18 protein-coding genes and 1 pseudogene are annotated in these 17,577 nt (G+C 73.5%); 7 read left to right on the top strand and 12 right to left on the bottom strand.

The annotated features are described in order from the left end of the window. The first annotated feature begins 52 nt into the window (after positions 1–52). Positions 53–715 carry a TetR/AcrR family transcriptional regulator gene (locus tag OG392_RS08165; RefSeq protein ID WP_329277092.1) on the top strand — a complete coding sequence of 221 codons (663 nt, stop codon included), beginning with the start codon at positions 53–55 and terminating at the stop codon, positions 713–715. Between the two features lie 108 nt (positions 716–823). On the opposite strand, the gene OG392_RS08160 is transcribed toward OG392_RS08165, so the two are convergent. The 4 genes and pseudogenes from OG392_RS08160 to OG392_RS08145 all read right to left on the bottom strand — a co-directional run. After that, positions 824–1,498: a TetR family transcriptional regulator gene (locus OG392_RS08160; RefSeq protein ID WP_329277090.1), complete on the bottom strand. Its 675-nt coding sequence runs from the start codon at positions 1,496–1,498 to the stop codon at positions 824–826. Between the two features lie 214 nt (positions 1,499–1,712). Next, entirely contained in the window at positions 1,713–2,627 is a 915-nt protein-coding gene (locus tag OG392_RS08155; protein ID WP_329277088.1) for a DMT family transporter, read from the bottom strand. A 176-nt stretch (positions 2,628–2,803) separates the two neighbouring features. Beyond that, on the bottom strand, positions 2,804–3,499 hold the full coding sequence (locus tag OG392_RS08150; RefSeq protein WP_329277086.1) for an ArsR/SmtB family transcription factor: 696 nt from the start codon (positions 3,497–3,499) through the stop codon (positions 2,804–2,806). Positions 3,500–3,694: 195 nt separating this feature from the next. Beyond that, a pseudogene (locus OG392_RS08145) lies at positions 3,695–4,321 on the bottom strand (TetR/AcrR family transcriptional regulator); the annotation flags it as partial. A 71-nt stretch (positions 4,322–4,392) separates the two neighbouring features. On the opposite strand from OG392_RS08145, the gene OG392_RS08140 reads away from it, so the two are divergent. The 3 genes from OG392_RS08140 (at position 4,393) to OG392_RS08130 (ending at position 6,639) form a co-directional block, all read left to right on the top strand. Beyond that, positions 4,393–5,544, top strand: coding sequence for an acyl-CoA dehydrogenase family protein (locus OG392_RS08140; protein ID WP_329277081.1), 1,152 nt, complete (start codon positions 4,393–4,395; stop codon positions 5,542–5,544). Positions 5,545–5,624: 80 nt separating this feature from the next. Beyond that, the gene (locus OG392_RS08135; protein WP_030315864.1) at positions 5,625–5,912 is read left to right on the top strand and encodes a YiaA/YiaB family inner membrane protein; all 288 of its coding nucleotides are present in this window, start codon (positions 5,625–5,627) and stop codon (positions 5,910–5,912) included. A 100-nt stretch (positions 5,913–6,012) separates the two neighbouring features. Continuing rightward, positions 6,013–6,639 carry a TetR/AcrR family transcriptional regulator gene (locus OG392_RS08130; protein WP_329277079.1) on the top strand — a complete coding sequence of 209 codons (627 nt, stop codon included), beginning with the start codon at positions 6,013–6,015 and terminating at the stop codon, positions 6,637–6,639. Here OG392_RS08130 and OG392_RS08125 read toward each other — a convergent pair. Further along, a complete protein-coding gene (locus OG392_RS08125; protein ID WP_329277077.1) occupies positions 6,630–7,091 on the bottom strand; it encodes a MaoC family dehydratase in 462 nt (153 codons plus the stop codon). The genes OG392_RS08130 and OG392_RS08125 overlap by 10 nt on opposite strands. Positions 7,092–7,215: 124 nt before the next feature. Here OG392_RS08125 and soxR point away from each other — a divergent pair, with 124 nt between their 5' ends. Continuing rightward, the gene (gene soxR, locus OG392_RS08120) at positions 7,216–7,698 is read left to right on the top strand and encodes a redox-sensitive transcriptional activator SoxR (RefSeq protein WP_329277075.1); all 483 of its coding nucleotides are present in this window, start codon (positions 7,216–7,218) and stop codon (positions 7,696–7,698) included. A 34-nt stretch (positions 7,699–7,732) separates the two neighbouring features. On the opposite strand, the gene OG392_RS08115 is transcribed toward soxR, so the two are convergent. From OG392_RS08115 to OG392_RS08095, 5 genes are all read right to left on the bottom strand, one after another. Continuing rightward, positions 7,733–8,491, bottom strand: a complete 759-nt coding sequence (locus OG392_RS08115; RefSeq protein WP_329277074.1) for a 3-keto-5-aminohexanoate cleavage protein — start codon at positions 8,489–8,491, stop codon at positions 7,733–7,735. A gap of 44 nt (positions 8,492–8,535) precedes the next feature. Beyond that, the gene (locus OG392_RS08110) at positions 8,536–9,150 is read right to left on the bottom strand and encodes a hypothetical protein (RefSeq protein WP_329277072.1); all 615 of its coding nucleotides are present in this window, start codon (positions 9,148–9,150) and stop codon (positions 8,536–8,538) included. A gap of 191 nt (positions 9,151–9,341) precedes the next feature. Further along, positions 9,342–10,604: a serine-threonine protein kinase gene (locus OG392_RS08105; RefSeq protein ID WP_329277070.1), complete on the bottom strand. Its 1,263-nt coding sequence runs from the start codon at positions 10,602–10,604 to the stop codon at positions 9,342–9,344. Between the two features lie 194 nt (positions 10,605–10,798). Then, entirely contained in the window at positions 10,799–12,145 is a 1,347-nt protein-coding gene (locus tag OG392_RS08100) for an erythromycin esterase family protein (RefSeq protein WP_329277068.1), read from the bottom strand. 107 nt (positions 12,146–12,252) lie between these two features. Beyond that, positions 12,253–13,545, bottom strand: coding sequence for an exo-beta-N-acetylmuramidase NamZ family protein (locus OG392_RS08095; RefSeq protein ID WP_329277066.1), 1,293 nt, complete (start codon positions 13,543–13,545; stop codon positions 12,253–12,255). 182 nt (positions 13,546–13,727) lie between these two features. Between OG392_RS08095 and OG392_RS08090 the strand changes: the two genes are divergently transcribed. Together OG392_RS08090 and OG392_RS08085 are read left to right on the top strand one after the other, a co-directional pair. Further along, positions 13,728–14,504 (top strand): SDR family oxidoreductase, encoded by a 777-nt coding sequence (locus OG392_RS08090; RefSeq protein ID WP_329277064.1) that lies wholly within the window; start codon positions 13,728–13,730, stop codon positions 14,502–14,504. Between the two features lie 107 nt (positions 14,505–14,611). Beyond that, positions 14,612–15,205: a TetR/AcrR family transcriptional regulator gene (locus tag OG392_RS08085; RefSeq protein WP_329277062.1), complete on the top strand. Its 594-nt coding sequence runs from the start codon at positions 14,612–14,614 to the stop codon at positions 15,203–15,205. 127 nt (positions 15,206–15,332) lie between these two features. On the opposite strand, the gene OG392_RS08080 is transcribed toward OG392_RS08085, so the two are convergent. Further along, positions 15,333–16,547: an acyl-CoA dehydrogenase family protein gene (locus OG392_RS08080; RefSeq protein WP_329277060.1), complete on the bottom strand. Its 1,215-nt coding sequence runs from the start codon at positions 16,545–16,547 to the stop codon at positions 15,333–15,335. Between the two features lie 6 nt (positions 16,548–16,553). Next, a complete protein-coding gene (locus OG392_RS08075; protein ID WP_329277058.1) occupies positions 16,554–17,576 on the bottom strand; it encodes a phosphotransferase in 1,023 nt (340 codons plus the stop codon). Between the last annotated feature and the right edge of the window lies 1 nt (position 17,577).

Genomic DNA, 17,577 nt, shown 5'->3' with positions numbered 1-17,577 from the left:
TGCCAAACGGACAAGGTGTCCACTTAGCTCCAGGGGAAGTAAGGTCAGGTCCATGAGCGACGACGAGCAGCGGGGTCGTGGAGCCGCCTCCGTCCACCGGGTCGGCGGGCTCCTCGGTGATCTCCAGGCCGCGGACGACCAGCCGGTCGCCCCGCGCAGACGCGCGGACGCGGAGCGCAACCGTGCCCAGATCCTGGCGGCGGCCGAGCAGCTCTTCGCCCAGCAGGATCCGAGAACGGTCACCATGGACCGGATCGCCAAGGCCGCCGGGGTGGGCCGGGCCACGCTCTACCGGAGCTTCCCCGATCCCTCTTCGGTCGCCGTCGCGCTGCTCGACGAGCACGAGCGCCGCCTCCAGGGCCAGCTCATCTACGGCCCGCCGCCGCTCGGCCCCGGCGCGCCCGCGGGGGAGCGGCTGGCGGCGTTCTACCTGGCGATGCTCGACCTCCTGGAACGGCACCTGCCGCTGGCCCTCGGCGCCGAGACCGGTCCCGCGCGCTTCCGGACGGGCGCGTACGGCTTCTGGCGCGTGCACGTCCGCACGCTGCTCGTCGGCCACGGGATCCAGGACCCGGACCCGCTGATCGACATCGCGCTCAGCCCGCTGTCACCCGAGCTCTACCAGTTCCAGCGGCACGAACTCGGCCTCTCGGCCGAACGCGTCGGCCGCTCCCTCGCCGACTTCGCGCGCCAGCTGCTGCGTTCGGGGGAGTGAGGCGGGGCGGGCCGCGAGCCGGGCGCCGCTCCCGGGGCGGGCCGCGAGCCGGGCGCCGCTCCCGGGGCGGCCCGCGAGCCGGGCGCCGCTCCCGGGGTGGCCGCGCGGCTAGGCGCCGGGCCTTCTCCCGGCCGGATGGACCAGGCCCGGGAGGATCAACTTCCAGATGCGGTCGAGCCGTTGTTCTGCGGGGCCGTGCAGGGCGCCGCTGTCGGCGCCCCTGGGGTCGTCGGTGGGCCAGCACTCGTCGGACGGACCGTTCGGACAGCGCATCTCCAGCTCGACACCGGTGATCACGTAGCCGATCAGCGCGGCGACGGCCGTCGCGTCCACGCCGGGACGCAGGGCCTTCTCTGCCTCCGCGTAGCGGGCCAGGCGCGCCACCTCGCGCCGCCAGGGGCAGTCCCGGGTGAACCCCGGGTCGGCTAATTGGAGTTCCCGCGCGAGACGTTCACCCGCCCGCGCCGTCGGGTCGGTCTCGAAGAGCCGGATCAGCGCGTGCGTGGCGATCACCAGCTTGTCGATCGCCGTGCCGCCGACGCCCTCCGTCGACAGGCACGCCGACTCGACCGTGATCCGGGTGGCCGCGTGGGCCCGCCCGTGGACCGCCGTCGCGAGCTCCGCCTTCGTCGCGAAGTGGAAGACCAGGGCGCCGGTGGTCACCCTTGCCTCGCCGGCGATCCTGGCGAGCGAGGCCCGCTCGTACCCGTTCCTGTCGAACACCCTCGCGGCCGCCGACAGGATTTCCTGTCTTGTGCGTTCCGCCCGCTGCTGTATCGCCATGAGCTCCCCCGTCGGCTTGCCAGAAGGTGCCGGAGCGTGATGTTCCGGCCCGCGCCTGTGACCGACTCGAAACTATCCGGCCGGGGGGCCATGAAACGTGCCCTCTCGCTCCACCGGCCGAATCTGGGGCTTGACGGGCTTCTCCCTTCCAGGTCGCGGGCGCACACCCCATGCCGAGGGCGCGTGAAGTGTCCGGAACCGAAGCCATGCCCTGTCAGGTGGATTCAGCCGTTCCGGCGCCGACGGAGGTTCGCGCGCGTGAGCGGGATACGGCCACACCCGCCAGGCACAGCGCGCCCCCGGCGAGGGTGAGCGGCCCGGGCAGTTCGCCGAGGAACAGCCACGCCATCAGCACCACCAGAGCGGGCACCGCGTACGTCGTCGCGCCCATCCGCCCCGCGGTCGTCCGGGCCAGTGCGTAGGCCCAGGTCGTGAAGGCGAGCGCGGTCGGGAACACCCCCAGATAGAGCATGTTCAGCGTCGCCGACAGCGGGGCCCGGCCCGCCTCGTCGACCAGCTGCCCGGCGAACGGCAGACAGGCCACCGCCCCCACCAGGCACCCGAACGTCGTCACCTGGAGCGCACTGCCGTGGGCGAGCGCCGGCTTCTGCGCCACGACCCCGCCCGCGTACGCCATCGCCGCCAGGACACACAGGAGTACGCCGAGCAGCGAGGCGTGCGCCCCGGAGGAGGCGCGGGACATGGAGAGGCCGACGACCACCGCGCCGGCGAAGGAGACCGCCATGCCCGCGAGCAGCCGCGGCGGGAGGGACTCCCTCAGGAAGCGGGCGCCGAGCAGCGCGATCAGGATCGGGCCGATGTTCACCACCATCGCCGCCGTGCCGGCGTCGACCTCCTGCTCGCCCCAGTTGAGCACCACCATGTACACCCCGAACCAGAGCAGGCCCGAGACCAGGATCCCCGGCCAGGCCGCCCGGGGCGGCAGCCCCTCCCGCCGGACGAGGAGGACGGCTGCCAGGACGAGACCGCCGGCGAGCAGCCGTCCGAGCGCGAGCGCGCCGGGGGAGTAGGCCTCGCCCGCACTGCGGATCGAGACGAAGGCGGAGGCCCACAGGACGACGGTGACACCGGCGGCGGCGAGGGCGAGCCGTGAGGATTGCTTCTGCATGGCTCGACGGTAGGGCGCGGACCCTTCGGCGCTCACCGCAATATCTCGAGGACCGGGACCGGGACCGGGACCGGCGTCGAGGTCGGGACCGGGACCCGCGTCGAGGTCGGGGCCGGGCCGTGGGCCGCGACGGGGGCCGGAGTCGCCGTGCCGCGCGCCGCCGGGCGGCAGTGGCCTCATCGCAGCGCCTCCGGAGCGATGCCCAGGTTCGCGTACAGCGCGCTCTCGCCCCGCCCGGTCACCTTCACGGCCCGCTCGGACCCGATCCGTACGCACCACTCGGCGTCCAGCGCGTGCCGGCACAGCGCGGCGCCCGCGAGCCCCGCGAGGTGCGGCCGGCGCTCGGTCCAGTCGAGGCAGCCGCGCGCGACGGGCCGCCGCCCCCGGCGTACGAGAGGGACGCCCAGCTCGTCGAACCAGGCGAGCCCCCGGTCCGTGAGCGCGAACCCGGTGTCCTGGCGCAGCAGTCCACGAACCGTCATCGCCTCGGTGATCGCGATGCCCAGCCGCCCGGCGAGGTGGTCGTAGCAGGTCCGGCCCCGGGCCATCGCCCGTCCGGCGCTCGCGGCGCCCAGCGAGCGGGGCGGCGGGGGCACCGCCGGCTCGGACCGGGTGGCCAGGTCCTCGACGAGATGCGCGATCCCGGGGTCGGCGAGACGCACGTACCTGTGGCGGCCCTGCCGTTCCTCCGCGAGCACCCCGCCGGTGACGAGCTTTCCGAGGTGTTCACTGGCGGTGGACGGGGCCACGCCCGCGTGCCGGGCGAGTTCTCCGGAGGTCCAGGCCCGCCCGTCGAGCAGGGCGAGCAGGAACACGGCGCGGGTCTCGTCCGCGAAGAGCGCCGCGAGTGCGGCGAGGTCACTGGCTGCCATGCGTCCAGCCTCCCGCACTCACCCTTCGGCGGTGGCCGAACCGTCCTGCGCGGGGGAGGGGCGGGCCGCGGACTCGCCACGGGCCGAGGACTCGCTGCTAACCGCGTGCGGCGTCGCGGACTCGCCGCGGGCCGTGTGCGGGGCCGAGGACCCGGCGCGCGTCACGCCCCGTGCCGCGGACGCGCGCACCTGGGTCTCGTACTGGAGCCGCAACCCGTCGAGCAGAGCCCGCAGCCCGGTGGCGAAGGCGCCCTCGTCGACCTTCTGCCGGTGCTCGGCGAGGCGGTGCGCCTGGCCGAGGTGGGGGTAGTCGGCCGGGTCGTAGGCCGCCTCGTCGTCGACGAAGCCGCGTGCGAAGGAGCCGAGGGCGGAGCCGGTGATGAAGTAGCGCATCAGCGCGCCGATGGAGGTGGCCTGGGCCGGCGGCCAGCCCGCGCGGACCATCGCGCCGAAGACGGCGTCCGCGACGCGCAGGCCCGCCGGACGACGGCCGGGGCCCTGGGCGAGGACCGGGACGATGTGCGGGTGGTCGGCGAGGGCGGCCCGGTAGGAGACGGCCCAGTCGTGCAGCGCGGTCTGCCAGTCGCGTCCGTCGTCCTCCGCGAACATCGACAGATCGATCTTCGCGCTCACCGCGTCCGCGACGGCGTCGAGGATCTCGTCCTTGGTGCGGAAGTGGTTGTAGAGCGAGGGGCCGCTCACCCCGAGTTCGGCCGCGAGCCGGCGGGTCGAGAGCGCGGCGAGGCCCTCGGCGTCCACGAGCGCGCCCGCCGTCTCGACGATGCGGTCTCGGCTGAGCAGGGGCTTGCGCGGTCGGGCCATGGCGCACATAGTAGGCCTGCACCGAAAAAACTAGCAGTGGTAATTAAATGGTCGGGTGAGGTGGGCGCCGTATGAATCTGGAACTCAGCGAGGAGCAGGAAGCCGTACGGCGGCTCGCCGAGGACTTCGTCGCACGCGAGGTCGCCCCGCACGCCGTGGCCTGGGACCGCGCCGAGGAGGTGGACCGGGCGATCGTGAGGAAGCTCGGCGCCGTCGGCTTCCTCGGTCTCACGATCCCGGAGGAGTACGGCGGTTCCGGCGGCGACCACCTCGCGTACTGCCTCGTCACCGAGGAGCTCGGCCGCGGCGACTCGTCCGTGCGCGGCATCGTCTCCGTCTCCCTCGGCCTGGTGGCCAAGACCGTCGCCGCCTGGGGCACCGAGGCGCAGAAGCGGGAGTGGCTGCCCCGGCTCGCGTCCGGCGAGGCGCTCGGCTGCTTCGGCCTCACCGAGCCCGGCACCGGATCCGACGCCGGGAACCTCGCCACCCGGGCCGTGCGCGACGGCGACGACTACCGCGTCAGCGGCACCAAGATGTTCATCACCAACGGCACCTGGGCCGATGTGGTGCTGCTCTTCGCCCGCACCAACGACACCCCCGGCCACAGGGGTGTCTCCGCCTTCCTCATCCCCACCGACACCCCCGGCCTCACCCGCCGCGCCATCCACGGCAAGCTCGGATTGCGCGGCCAGGCCACCGCCGAACTCGTCCTCGAGGACGTCCGCGTCCCCGCCGCCGCGATGCTCGGCCCCGAGGGCAAGGGCTTCACCGTCGCCATGTCCGCCCTCGCCAAGGGCCGGATGTCCGTCGCCGCCGGCTGCGTCGGCATCGCCCAGGCCGCCCTCGACGCGGCCGTCCGGTACGCCGGGGAGCGCGAGCAGTTCGGCAAGCCCATCGCCGCGTACCAGCTCGTGCAGGAGCTGATCAGCGACATCGCCGTCGACGTGGACGCCGCCCGGCTGCTCACCTGGCGGGTCGCCGATCTGATCGACCGCGGCCAGGACTTCGCGACCGCGGCCTCCAAGGCGAAGCTGTACGCCTCCGAGGCGGCCGTCCGTGCCGCGAACAACGCCCTCCAGGTCTTCGGAGGCTACGGCTACATCGACGAGTACCCGGTCGGCAAGCTTCTCCGGGACGCCCGCGTCATGACCCTGTACGAGGGCACCAGCCAGATCCAGAAGCTCATCATCGGCCGCGCGCTGACGGGGGTCTCGGCCTTCTGACCCCCTCCCGGGCCTTCTGAGTACCTCGGTGAGTACGCGGACGGATGTGGTGCCTGCCACATCCGTCCGATGCTGTGCCCATGAGTGACACACCGGTCAAGCAGCAGAACACCGCCGCCTACTACGCCCAGGCCGTCGCCTCCTTCTCGCTCGCCCTCGGCGCCGTGGCCGTCGGCATCTACCAGCTGGAGGCCAGCGCCTGGGTCCGCGCCTTCCTCGCCGTCGCGGTCCTGTACCTCACCACCTCGGCCTTCACGCTCGCCAAGGTCGTCCGCGACCGCCAGGAGGCCGGGCAGATCGTCAGCAGGGTCGACCAGGCCCGGCTGGAGAAGCTGCTCGCCGAGCACGACCCCTTCCAGAAGCTCTGACCGCCCGGCAGGCCCTGAGCTGCCGTTCTCCGTCTCTAAGCGCTTGCTCACCCACGTTGGTATGGTGAGCGTCCTGACGGGGTCCGAGAGGGAGTGTGGGATGAGCACGGCGGAGGAGACGCCTGGGGGCGAGGACATGCCCTGGGGCGAGGTCACGCCCGAGGCGGCCCGGCGACTGCTGGTGGCCGCCGTCGAGGCGTTCGCCGAGCGCGGCTACCACGCCACCACCACCCGGGACATCGCCGGCCGCGCGGGGATGAGCCCGGCCGCGCTCTACATCCACTACAAGACCAAGGAAGAGCTGCTCCACCGGATCAGCCGCATCGGTCACGACAAGGCCCTGGAGATCCTCCGGGGCGCCGCCGCCGGGGACGGCACGGCGGCCGAGCGCCTCGCCGACGCCGTGCGCTCCTTCGTCCGCTGGCACGCCGAGCGCCACACCACCGCGCGGGTCGTCCAGTACGAGCTCGACGCCCTCGGCCCCGAGCACCGGGCCGAGATCGTGGAGCTGCGCCGCCGCTCCGACGCGGCGGTGCGCGGAATCATCGACGAGGGCGTGGCCGCGGGCGAGTTCGACGTCCCGGACGTCGGCGGCACCACCGTCGCCGTGCTCTCGCTCTGCATCGACGTCTCGCGCTGGTTCAACGCCCAGGGGCGCCGGTCGCCCGACGAGGTCGGCGCGCTCTACGCCGACCTCGTCCTCAGGATGGTCGGCGCTCAGAAGTAGTAGCGGGAGACCGACTCGGCGACGCAGACCGGCTTCTCGGAGCCGTCGCGCTCCACCGTCACGGCGGCCGTCACCTGCACACCGCCGCCGGCCTCCTCGACCTTCGTCAGGACGGCCGTGGCGCGCAGCCGTGAACCGACCGGCACGGGCGCGGGGAAACGCACCTTCTCCGTGCCGTAGTTGAGGCCCATCTTCATGCCCTCGACCCGCAGCACCTGCGGCACGAACAGCGGGAGCAGCGACAGGGTCAGATAGCCGTGCGCGATGGTCGTGCCGAACGGGCCGGAGGCCGCGCGCTCCGGGTCCACGTGGATCCACTGGTGGTCCCCGGTCGCCTCGGCGAAGAGGTCGATCCGCTTCTGGTCGATCTCCACCCAGTCGCTGTGCCCCAGCTGCTCGCCGACCCCCGCGCGCAGCTCCTCGGCGGAGGTGAAGATCCTCGGCTCGGCCATGTTCCTGTTCCCTTCTGGTGCGGCATACCCCACCTGGTACGGCATACCCAACGGTCGGTATCTAAGCGCTTGCTCAGCATGTGGGGTGCGGAGGCCGCTGTCAACGGACCAGTAGGGTCGCGGGGTGCCGCAGATTCCAGAGAAGATCCACGAGCTCACCGTCGGCCAGCTCTCCGCCCGAAGCGGGGCCGCCGTCTCGGCCCTCCACTTCTACGAGGCGAAGGGGCTCATCAGCAGCCGCCGCACCACCGGCAACCAGCGCCGCTACGGCCGGGACACCCTGCGCAGGGTCGCCTTCGTCCGCGCCGCGCAGCGTGTGGGGATCCCGCTGGCGACGATCCGTCAGGCCCTCGCCCAGCTCCCGGAGGAGCGCACGCCCACGAACGAGGACTGGGCCCGGCTCTCGGCGGCCTGGCGCACCGAGCTGGACGAGCGCATCAAACAGCTCGGCCGGCTCCGCGACCACCTGACGGACTGCATCGGCTGCGGCTGTCTCTCCCTGGAGACCTGCGTGCTGTCCAACCCCGACGACGCCTTCGGCGAGCGGATGGCGGGCTCCCGCCTGCTGCCCGTACGCAACACCGCCCCCGGCGGCGACGAGACGTAGGGGGTGTCTCGTCGATCTGGCCCGGCCCGCGGCGTCAAGGCGCCCCCGCCACTTCCGGATCGGGCCGTGTGATCGACAGGCCCCCCGGGCCCGCGAGGGCGGCGGCGACCAGCTCCGCGTTGGAGCGGGCCCGGGTGCCGTCCGGGAGCAGCACGGTGTCCTCGAGGCCGATCCGGACGGCCAGGCCCAGCCGCCGGGCGAGCCGCAGCACCGGCCAGGCCCCGGCGTCCTCACCGTGCGCCAACACGGGAACACCGGGCGGCAGCTGGAGCCCGGAGAGGCAGGAGCACGCGGCTTCCTCGGCCCCGCTCCAGGCCGATGGCCACGGGACCTTCGTGAGGACCCGTCGTACGCGGGGCGCGAGCGCCGAGCGGGCGAAGCGTTCCGGACCGTCCGTACGGGCCCACAGCCCGGCCTCGACCCCGATCCCGCGCTCCAGGAGCGCCCCCGCGACCTCCTCGGCCCCCGGCTCGTGCCAGTCGACCGACACCAGGTCGGGCAGCACCGCCCAGGACCGGATCCGCTCGGTCCGACGCCCCGCGTCGGGCTCGGCGGCCACCGCGGTCGTCACCCGTACGCCCCCGCCCACCGCGGCCCGGACCGAACGCAGGGCGGGGCCGAGCACCCGGGGCGAGAGCGACGTACCCCCGCACGGCGTCCGGGGATGCATCCGCACCTCCACGGCGCCCGCCGCCACCGCCCGCGCCGCGGACTCCGCGAGCGACTCGGGCGACATCGGCACCGCCGCCGCGTCACCGGGCCCCCGTGTCCCGTTGAGACAGACCTGCAGCACCGGTGCCCCCGGCCGAGCCGGCGGCACGTCGGGCCCCCGCCGGCTCACGCCGCCGATGCCAGCGAGCGGCTCCGCCCGTCACGGGCGCGGGCCAGCGCCCCCGAGGTGAGGACCGCGCGCGGCACGCCCACCCCACAGTCCCCACAGACCGGGCCGAGCCACGGCTCGTACGTGTCGGACGGCCCCGCCCACGCGATGCGCGGCCCCGCGCACACCGGGCACCGCTCGCCCGGGTCGCCCTCCAGGGCCCTGATCAGCCGCCGCAGCACCTCGGGCAGCGGGTCCGACGGGTGCACGGCCGGATCGCCGCACCGCACCACGCCGTTGCCGCCCCAGACCCGCCGGTGCCAGTCGTCGAGGGCTCCGAGCCGGCGCAGCCCCTCGTGCTTCTCGCGCCGCCGCCGGGCGGCGAACTCCTCCTCGTACGCGAGCCACACGGCCCGCGCCTCCTCCAGCTCGTCGAGCGCGGCGATCAGCCGCCCGGGGTCGAGCTCCCGGTCCTCGGGTCCGAACCTGTGCCTGCGGCACAGGTGGTCCCACGTAGCCCTGTGCCCGTACGGCGCGAACCGCTCCAGACACTTGCGCAGCGAGTACCTGCGCAGGGCCGTGTCGCACCCCGGATCGCGCACCTGTCTCGCGAGACTCCGGAAACCGGCCATCTCCCGCCACCTCCGTCGCTGGTCGTTCCGTGGTATCAGAGGGACGAACGAGCGCCCCGTCGTGTTCCATCGAAATTCGGATGGCAGCCATCAGTGGGGGCGGAGTGGCCTCGGCGACGGGGCGGAACGGAGGAGTCCGGAGAGACGCGGAGGCGCCGCGGGCGAGGGCCGGGGGAGGCCCGTACCCGCTGCTACCTGCCCGTCCGCGCCGCAGACACCACCACCCGGGCCAGCTCCGCCCGGCAGATGTCGCTGTGGGAGCGGACCACGTCCGCCGTGTCGACGCTCACGCACCCCGAGGCCGGCACTCCCTCGCGCAGCACCGTCGCCAGCGACCGTACGACCGTCCCGGGCACCGCCTGGACGCCGTCGTGCCCGATCGCCGCCCAGCGCGGGTCGCCGGAGCCTAGCAGACCGGCGGCCCGGGTCAGCGACGCCGAGTCGCCCGCGAGCCGGGACGCCAGCGGGTAGAAGACGCCGAGCGCCGTGTCGTGCCGCGAGTAGCAGGCCACCACGGGCCCCCGGACCCGGTTCTGCAGCTCCCGCAGCGCGCCCGCGCGTCCGGCGTCGTGCGGCAGCCGGTCCGCGAACGCGTAGTGCGAGAAGGCGCCCTGGAGGAGCGTCACGGAGGCGACCGGCCGCGCCCCCGAAGGCAGCCCCTTCAGTGCGTACGCGACGAGCCGGGCGCCCATGCTGTGGCCGACCAGATGGACGCGGAGCCGGGGAGCGGCACGGGCGACCTCCCCGAGCAGCGGCCCGAGGCCGAACTCGCCGACGTGACCGGCGCGCTTCTTCATCACGTAGTACGTGGCCTGCCGCAGGACCTCGCGGGCCCCCTTCCAGTACCGCCCGAGCCCCTCGCCGAAGCCTTCAACGGGGCCGTCACGGAAGCCTTCCGGAGAGCCCTCCCCGAAACCCTCCGTCCGTCCGGCCTCCGCCTCCAGCGCCTCGGTGAAGAGGGCACAGACCTCCACCGGGTCGGCCACCAGGAACTCCGGCACCGGCTCACGGGGCCCGGCGGCGCCCGCCCGGTGGCCGCCGTCGCCGGCCACGTCGGTCAGTTCCCTCAGCAGCGCACCGAACTCGGCGAACGCCGCCTCGTCCGCCGGCGCCGTCACGAGGAGTTCGGTGAGCCGGTCGAGGACCGGCTCCTTCTCCGGGAGGACCGTCACGAGGGCCCGGTAGTCGGGGACCGGCTCGCCGGTGAACATCATCGAGGGCCAGATCACGCCCGCGTACCCGGCCTCGACGCCGGGGGCGAGCAGACCGGGGAAGGGTTCGAAGAAGTCGGCGCAGAGCCGGGTGGCGCCGGCCGGGGAACTGTTCCATCCGTGCGCGAACACCACCAGATCGGTGACGCCCTGCCGGGCCAGTGCGACGAGGGCCGCGGGCTGCCCCGCGGGTCCGTCGCCGTCCTTGTCGAAGGTGATCTCCCGGTACGGTTCCACACTCATCCCGGTCACGGCCGACCCGTCCCTCTCCGTCGAGGTGGCCGTCGCACCCAGGACGCGCCGAGCGCGGGCGGCGGCTCCAGGGCCAGCATGCCCGCGCGTGGCCCCGGCCAGACCTCGACCGGGAGGCGTACCTTTTCGGACGGACCGTGGCCGACCCCTGTACGGTCACGGCCCGCCCACCCGTCCCTCCCGCCTCAGCGGACGCGGGCCGCCGTGATCCGGGGGAAGTGGACGATCAGGTCGTACGCGGTGGAGAGGCGCGCCCGGTGCACGGTGTCGGGCCAGGGGTACGCCGTTCCGATGCTCCGGGTCGGCCGGGGGACGGCGAGCCAGCCGCGCGCGGCCGGGGTCGTGCGCCGCAGGTCCAGGTAGAAGGCGTCGGGCGAGACCCGGTCGAGGGTGTGGGCGTTGCTGTCCGGTCCCAGGGTGCCGACGGTGAAGCGCCGCAGCGGCTCGCCGGGGGCCTCGGTGTCGTGCGCGTTGAAGGATCCCCGACCGAAGGAGGCGCCGACGCTCACGTAGTCCCGGCCGAGCGCGTCCCGCAGGAAGGCGCCCTGGATCCGCGGGTACTGGTCGGGCTTCGGGGTCTCGTAACCGACGTGCCCGTTGTGCGCGGAGAGCACGATCCGGTCGCCGGTCTGCCGCTGCCACCACACGGTGTTCTCGGCCATGACCCGGTCGCGGTAGAGCATGGCGGCGGCGATGCCGGCGTCCGTCAGCATGTCGTGGGCGTACTCGGTGCCGACCTGGGCGATGGCCCGCGCGTTCTGCACCGCCCAGCGGGCCGCCTCACGCGCGCGTGCGTCCTTCGCGGGGCGCTGCCGCTCCAGGAGGGCGAGTGCCGCGTTCACCTCGGCGGCCATCCGCTGCCGTTCGGCGCGCGGCTTGGTCATGTAGCCCTTCATCCAGGCCTCGACCCCGCCCGTGGGGCGCGAGCCGCGGTACAGCTCCTGGAAGCGGGGGAGGAGCGCGGGATGGGTGCGGGCGACGTACGCGGTCACGTCGTCGAAGAGGTTCGCGCCCGCGTAGCCGAGGTCGTTGCCCATGAAACGGACCGGGTGGTCGGGGTGCAGCTGGTTGTGCCGTCGCATCCAGCGGAAGAGGTCGAGGTACTCCTCGGTGTTCCAGAGCCGGTACGACTCCTGGAACTCGTCCCGCATGATCGCCCGGATGTCGCCGCGGCCCGTGCGCACCCACGCGTCGACGAGCAGCCCGGTGGACCAGTTGGCCTCCAGGGCGAAGGTGGTGAAGCCCTGGCGCTCCACGAGGTGTTCGAAGATCCGGTGCTTGGCGGTGAAGAACTCCGCCGAGCTGTGGGTGGCTTCGCCGATCCCGACGACCTTGGCCGAGCCGATCATCCGGTCGAGCGGCCGGAGGTCGGTCAACGGCGCGGCCGTGCGGGCGAGTTCGCGCGCCGGGTCGGGGGCGGCCGCCGGGGCCCCGGCGGCCCCGGCGGCGGGCGCCAGGGCGCCGAGGCAGACGGCCAGGAGCAGTCCGACGAGGGGCAGACGGTGTCGTAAGGAGGTGCCGGAAGGGTTCATGGGCCCAGCCTGGTCGGCGGGACGGTCCCGTGACATCCCGGCCGCACCCCTGTCGATCATGGGGACAACCCCACCTGTCCGCCCCTCCCGCCGCCCGGGGCCGGCCTTCAGCGGTAGAGCAGGTACTCCCTCCGTACCGCCCGGAAGGCCGCCAGGTCCGTCTGCCACGCCCCGACGACCTCGTCCACCCCGGCACCGGCGTCGATCAGCGTCCGCACCCGCGTCGAACCCGTCAGCTTGTCGATCCAGTTGTCCGCCCGCCAGGCGAAGCCGGACCAGGAACTCCGGGCGGTGACCAGGAGCCCGATCCCGGCCCGTACCGGGTCGAAGGACTCCCGGTCGTGGACGTGCAGCTGCACCCCGCCGACGGTCTTTCCCTGGAACTTGGAGAAGGTCGGCGCGAAGTAGGCCTCGCGGAACCGGACGCCGGGCAGGCCGAGGGCGTTCGCCGCCTCCGCCCACCGCCGGTCGATCCCCTCCGCGCCGAGGAGCTCGAAGGGGCGGGTGGTGCCCCTGCCCTCGGAGAGGTTCGTCCCCTCGAAGAGACAGGTGCCGGAGTAGACGACCGCGGTCTCCGGCGTCGGCATGTTGGGGCTGGGCGGCACCCAGGGCAGCCCGGTCGCGTCGAAGAAGTCCGTCCGCCGCCAGCCCGTCATGCGCACGGTCTCCAGGGCGACCGGCGTCGTGAGGAACTCGCCGTTGAAGAGCAGGGCCAGCTCGGCCACCGTCATGCCGTGCGCCTGCGCGATCGGCTCGCGTCCGACGAAGGTGGCGAACGCCCGGTCCAGGACGGGGCCCAGTGCCGCCCGCCCGGTCACCGGGTTCGGCCGGTCCAGGACCACGAACCGTTTCCCGGCGAGCGCCGCGGCCACCATGCAGTCGTACAGCGTCCAGATGTAGGTGTAGAAGCGGGCGCCGGCGTCCTGGATGTCGAAGACGACGGTGTCCACGCCGGAGGCGGTGAAGACGTCCGCGAGCGGCTGCCCGCTCTTGAGGTACGTGTCGTAGACGGGCAGCCCGGTCGCCGGGTCGTCGTACCGCCCCTCGGAGCCGCCCGCCTGCGCGGTGCCCCGGAAGCCGTGCTCCGGGCCGAAGACGGCCACCAGGTCCACCCGCTCGTCGGCGTGCATCACGTCGACGATGTGCCGGGCGTCCCGGGTGATGCCGGTCGGGTTGGTGACGATGCCGACGCGCTCCCCGGCGAGCAGCGCGTACCCGTCGTCGGCGAGACGCTCGAATCCGGTCCGCACGCGCGCGTGTCCGGGCGCCCGCCCGGCCGCCGAGGCGGTGGGCGCACCGGCCGACGCGAGGGGCGCGGCGCCCGAGGCGGTGGGGGCGGTGGCCGCCACCGCCCCCAGGGCGCCCCCGGCGGCCAGCAGCTTCCGTCGCGACAGGCCCATGCGAAACCTCCTCGATCGCCGTCCCCGGCCGGGGCGCGTGACATGGGCACGCACGCTAGCGGTCCTGATCGCCCACGGGAACGAGGCATGCGGTCGACACTCTTCCGTCTTTCCATACCGACTGGTTAGTCTGTCCGCGTCGTCACAGGTCGTCACAGGTCGTCGAGCGGAGAGGTGGGTCCATGAGCGAGGGCACGAACCAGGTCCAGGGCGCCGGAGTCGTCGTCACGGGAGCGGGTGGCGGCATCGGCGCCGCACTCGCCCGCCGGTTCGTGGCCGAGGGGGCCCGGGTCGTCGTCAACGACCTCGACCCCGTCCGCACCAAGGCCGTCGCCGAGGAGATCGGCGCCTTCGCCGTCCCCGGCGACGCCTCCTCCGTCGTCGACGAGGCCCGCGAGGCCCTCGGCGGCACCGTCGACATCTGGTGCGCCAACGCGGGCCTCTCCTCACCCGGCGACGCCTTCGCCGACGAGGACGTCTGGGCCGCCGCCTGGGACGTCAACGTCATGGCCCACGTCCGCGCGGCCCGCGCCCTGCTCCCCGACTGGCTGGAGCGCGGCAGCGGGCGCTTCGTCTCCACGGTCTCCGCCGCCGGACTGCTCACCATGATCGGCGCGGCGCCGTACAGCGTCTCCAAGCACGGCGCGTACGCCTTCGCCGAATGGCTCTCCCTCACCTACCGGCACCGCGGTCTCGCCGTCCACGCCATCTGCCCGCAGGGAGTCCGTACGGACATGCTCACCGCCGCGGGAACGGCCGGCGACCTCGTCCTGGCCCCCACCGCCATCGAGCCCGAGGACGTCGCCGACGCCCTCCTCGACGCGATCTCCGCCGACCGCTTCCTCGTCCTGCCGCACCCCGAGGTGGCCGGCTACTACCGCAACCGGGCCACCGACCCGGAGCGCTGGCTCGGCACCATGAACCACGTCCAGCAGGCCTGGGAGACGGGTACGCGCTAGCCGGGCCCGACCGGATGCGAAGATCTACCGGCGGGAACGCGTTCCCCTGACCGAAAAACACCATCGAGCACGATCACGAGAACGACCACCAAGGAAGGCGGCGGAGCATGGCCAGGACGACGGACGGGGGCGGCACACCCGTCCCCCAGAGGCTCCTCGCCGCCGCCACCCGGCTCTTCGCGGAGCAGGGGTACGACCGCACCTCCGTCCAGGAGATCGTCGAGGCCGCCGGGGTCACCAAGGGGGCGCTCTACCACTACTTCGGCTCGAAGGAGGACCTCCTCCAGGAGGTGTACTCCCGGGTCCTGCGCCTCCAGCAGGAGCGCCTCGACGCCTTCGCGGACGCCGACGCGCCCATCGGGGACCGGCTGCGCGACGCCGCCGCCGACGTGGTCGTCACCACCATCGAGAACCTCGACGACGCCGCCATCTTCTTCCGCTCCATGCACCACCTCAGCCCGGAGAAGAACAAGCAGGTCAGGTCGGAGCGGCGCCGCTACCACGAGCGGTTCCGCGCCCTGATCGAGGAGGGGCAGCGGGCCGGGGTGTTCTCCTCGGCGACGCCCGCCGACCTGGTCGTCGACTACCACTTCGGCTCGGTGCACCACCTCTCCACCTGGTACCGCCCGGACGGCCCGCTCACCCCCGAGCAGGTCGCCGGCCACCTCGCAGACCTGCTGCTCCGGGCCCTGCGGCCCTGAGGGCCGCAGGGAGCGACCGCCCCGCGGGCGGGGCGGAGGAGACGGGCGGGCCGGCGGCCGCCGACCGCGGACGCGCCACGGCGAGGGGCATCCGCCGCCTGCGCACGGGCTGAGGCCCGGGCCGGCTCTACAGGTACTTCTTCAGCTCCCGCCGCGCCAGCGACCGCTGGTGCACCTCGTCCGGGCCGTCCGCGAGCTTCAGCGTCCGCGCCGACGCCCACAGTTCGGCCAGCGGGAAGTCCTGCGAGACCCCGCCCGCCCCGTGTGCCTGCACGGCCTTGTCGATGATGTCCACCACCGCGCGCGGGGTCGCGATCTTGATGGCCTGGATCTCGGTGTGGGCGCCCCGGTTGCCGACGGTGTCCATCAGCCAGGCCGTCTTGAGGACGAGCAGCCGCAGCTGCTCGATCTGCACCCGGGCGTCCGCGATCCAGTTCTGTACGACGCCCTGCTGGGCGAGCGTCTTGCCGAAGGCGGTACGGGAGACCGCGCGGCGGCACATCAGCTCGACGGCCCGCTCGGCCATGCCGATGAGCCGCATGCAGTGGTGGATGCGGCCGGGTCCGAGCCGTGCCTGCGCGATGGCGAAGCCGCCGCCCTCCTCGCCGATGAGGTGCGAGGCGGGGACGCGGACGTCGTCGAAGACCACCTCGGCGTGGCCGCCGTGGGAGTGGTCCTCGTACCCGTAGACCTGCATGGCGCGCCGCACCTCCACGCCGGGGGTGTCGCGCGGCACGAGGATCATCGACTGCTGACGGCGGGGGTCGGTCCCGTCGGGGTCGGTCTTGCCCATCACGATGAAGATCCTGCAGTCGGGGTTCATGGCCCCGGAGATGTACCACTTGCGGCCGTCGACGACGTACCCGTCGCCGTCCCGCCGGATCCGGGTCTCGATGTTCGTCGCGTCGGAGGAGGCGACCTCCGGCTCCGTCATCGCGAACGCCGAGCGGATCTCGCCGGTGAGGAGCGGCTCCAGCCACTGCTTCTTCTGGGCCTCGTCGCCGAACTGGGCGAGCAGTTCCATGTTCCCGGTGTCCGGGGCGGCGCAGTTGAGCGCGGTCGGGGCGAGCTGCGGGCTGCGGCCGGTGATCTCGGCGAGCGGCGCGTACTGGAGGTTGGTGAGACCAGCGCCGTACTCGGCGTCGGGGAGGAAGAGGTTCCAGAGGCCCTGCCGCTTGGCCTCGGCCTTGAGCTCCTCGACGACCGCCGGGGTGTCCCAGGGGGAGCCGAGCAGGGCGCGCTGCTCCTCGGCCGTCCGCTCGGCCGGGTACACGTGCTCGTCCATGAAGGCGAGGAGCCTCTCGCGGAGTTCCTCGGTGCGTGCGTCGTAGGCGAAGTCCATGGCGGTTCAGCCCTCCTGAAGGGTGGTCAGGCCGTGCTCGATGAAGACGGGGACGAGTTCGCCGATGCGGTCGAAGCCCGCGCCGACCGTCTGCCCGAGGGTCCAGCGGTAGTGGATGCCCTCCAGGATCACGGCGAGCTTGAACCAGGCGAAGGCGGTGTACCAGGCGAGGGCGGAGGTGTCGCGGCCCGAGCGGGCGGCGTAGCGCTCGGCCAGTTCGGCGGCGGTCGGGTGTCCGGGGGCCGTGGCGGTGGTGGAGATGGGGGAGTCGGGCAGGTCGAGCGGCGTGCTGTACATGACGAGCAGACCGAGGTCGGTCAGCGGGTCGCCGAGGGTCGACATCTCCCAGTCGAGGACGGCCCGGATGCGGTCGTCCCCGTCGATGAGGACGTTGTCGAGCCGGTAGTCGCCGTGGATGACGGTGGGCGCCGGCGAGACGGGCAGCGCCCGGCCGAGGGCGGCGTGCAGCTCGTCGATCCCGGGGAGTTCACGGCCGCGCGAGGCGTCGAGCTGCTTGCCCCAGCGCCGCAGCTGCCGGTCGAGGAAGCCCTCGGGGCGCCCGAAGTCGGCGAGCCCGACGGCCGCCGGGTCCACGGCGTGCAGGTCGACGAGGGTGTCGACCAGGCCGAGGACGGCGGCGCGGGTGCGCTCGGGGCCGAGCGGGGCGAGTTCCGCAGCCGAGCGGTACGGCGTCCCGTCGACGAACTCCATGACGTAGAAGGGCGCCCCGAGCACCGCGTCGTCCTCGCAGAGCAGCAGCGCCTCCGGCACGGGTACGTCCGTGGCGTGCAGGGCGCTGATGACCCGGTGCTCGCGCCTCATGTCGTGGGCGGTGGCGAGGACGTGGCCGAGCGGCGGCCGGCGGACGACCCAGCGACCGGCGCCGTCGGTCACGACGTACGTCAGGTTCGAGCGGCCGCCTTCGATCAGCCGGGCTTCGAGGGAGCCGGACACCAGGCCGGGGCGCTCGCGGTCGAGGAAGCGGCGCAACCGCTCGGGGTCGAGGCCTGGCGGCGGGGCGGAACTCATA

The sequence above is a fragment of the Streptomyces sp. NBC_00691 genome (genome assembly GCF_036226665.1).
Lineage (GTDB): Bacteria > Actinomycetota > Actinomycetes > Streptomycetales > Streptomycetaceae > Streptomyces.
Note: the sequence above shows the minus strand (reverse complement) of the source record. Positions and strands in the feature narration are given on the sequence as shown.

Coding starts and splice junctions, on each gene's coding strand:
- OG392_RS08165 (WP_329277092.1), top strand. CDS start 53: ATGAGCGACGACGAGCAGCGGGGTCGTGGAGCCGCCTCCGTCCACCGG.
- OG392_RS08160 (WP_329277090.1), bottom strand. CDS start 1,498: ATGGCGATACAGCAGCGGGCGGAACGCACAAGACAGGAAATCCTGTCG.
- OG392_RS08155 (WP_329277088.1), bottom strand. CDS start 2,627: ATGCAGAAGCAATCCTCACGGCTCGCCCTCGCCGCCGCCGGTGTCACC.
- OG392_RS08150 (WP_329277086.1), bottom strand. CDS start 3,499: ATGGCAGCCAGTGACCTCGCCGCACTCGCGGCGCTCTTCGCGGACGAG.
- OG392_RS08140 (WP_329277081.1), top strand. CDS start 4,393: ATGAATCTGGAACTCAGCGAGGAGCAGGAAGCCGTACGGCGGCTCGCC.
- OG392_RS08135 (WP_030315864.1), top strand. CDS start 5,625: ATGAGTGACACACCGGTCAAGCAGCAGAACACCGCCGCCTACTACGCC.
- OG392_RS08130 (WP_329277079.1), top strand. CDS start 6,013: ATGAGCACGGCGGAGGAGACGCCTGGGGGCGAGGACATGCCCTGGGGC.
- OG392_RS08125 (WP_329277077.1), bottom strand. CDS start 7,091: ATGGCCGAGCCGAGGATCTTCACCTCCGCCGAGGAGCTGCGCGCGGGG.
- OG392_RS08110 (WP_329277072.1), bottom strand. CDS start 9,150: ATGGCCGGTTTCCGGAGTCTCGCGAGACAGGTGCGCGATCCGGGGTGC.
- OG392_RS08105 (WP_329277070.1), bottom strand. CDS start 10,604: ATGAGTGTGGAACCGTACCGGGAGATCACCTTCGACAAGGACGGCGAC.
- OG392_RS08100 (WP_329277068.1), bottom strand. CDS start 12,145: ATGAACCCTTCCGGCACCTCCTTACGACACCGTCTGCCCCTCGTCGGA.
- OG392_RS08095 (WP_329277066.1), bottom strand. CDS start 13,545: ATGGGCCTGTCGCGACGGAAGCTGCTGGCCGCCGGGGGCGCCCTGGGG.
- OG392_RS08090 (WP_329277064.1), top strand. CDS start 13,728: ATGAGCGAGGGCACGAACCAGGTCCAGGGCGCCGGAGTCGTCGTCACG.
- OG392_RS08085 (WP_329277062.1), top strand. CDS start 14,612: ATGGCCAGGACGACGGACGGGGGCGGCACACCCGTCCCCCAGAGGCTC.
- OG392_RS08080 (WP_329277060.1), bottom strand. CDS start 16,547: ATGGACTTCGCCTACGACGCACGCACCGAGGAACTCCGCGAGAGGCTC.
- OG392_RS08075 (WP_329277058.1), bottom strand. CDS start 17,576: ATGAGTTCCGCCCCGCCGCCAGGCCTCGACCCCGAGCGGTTGCGCCGC.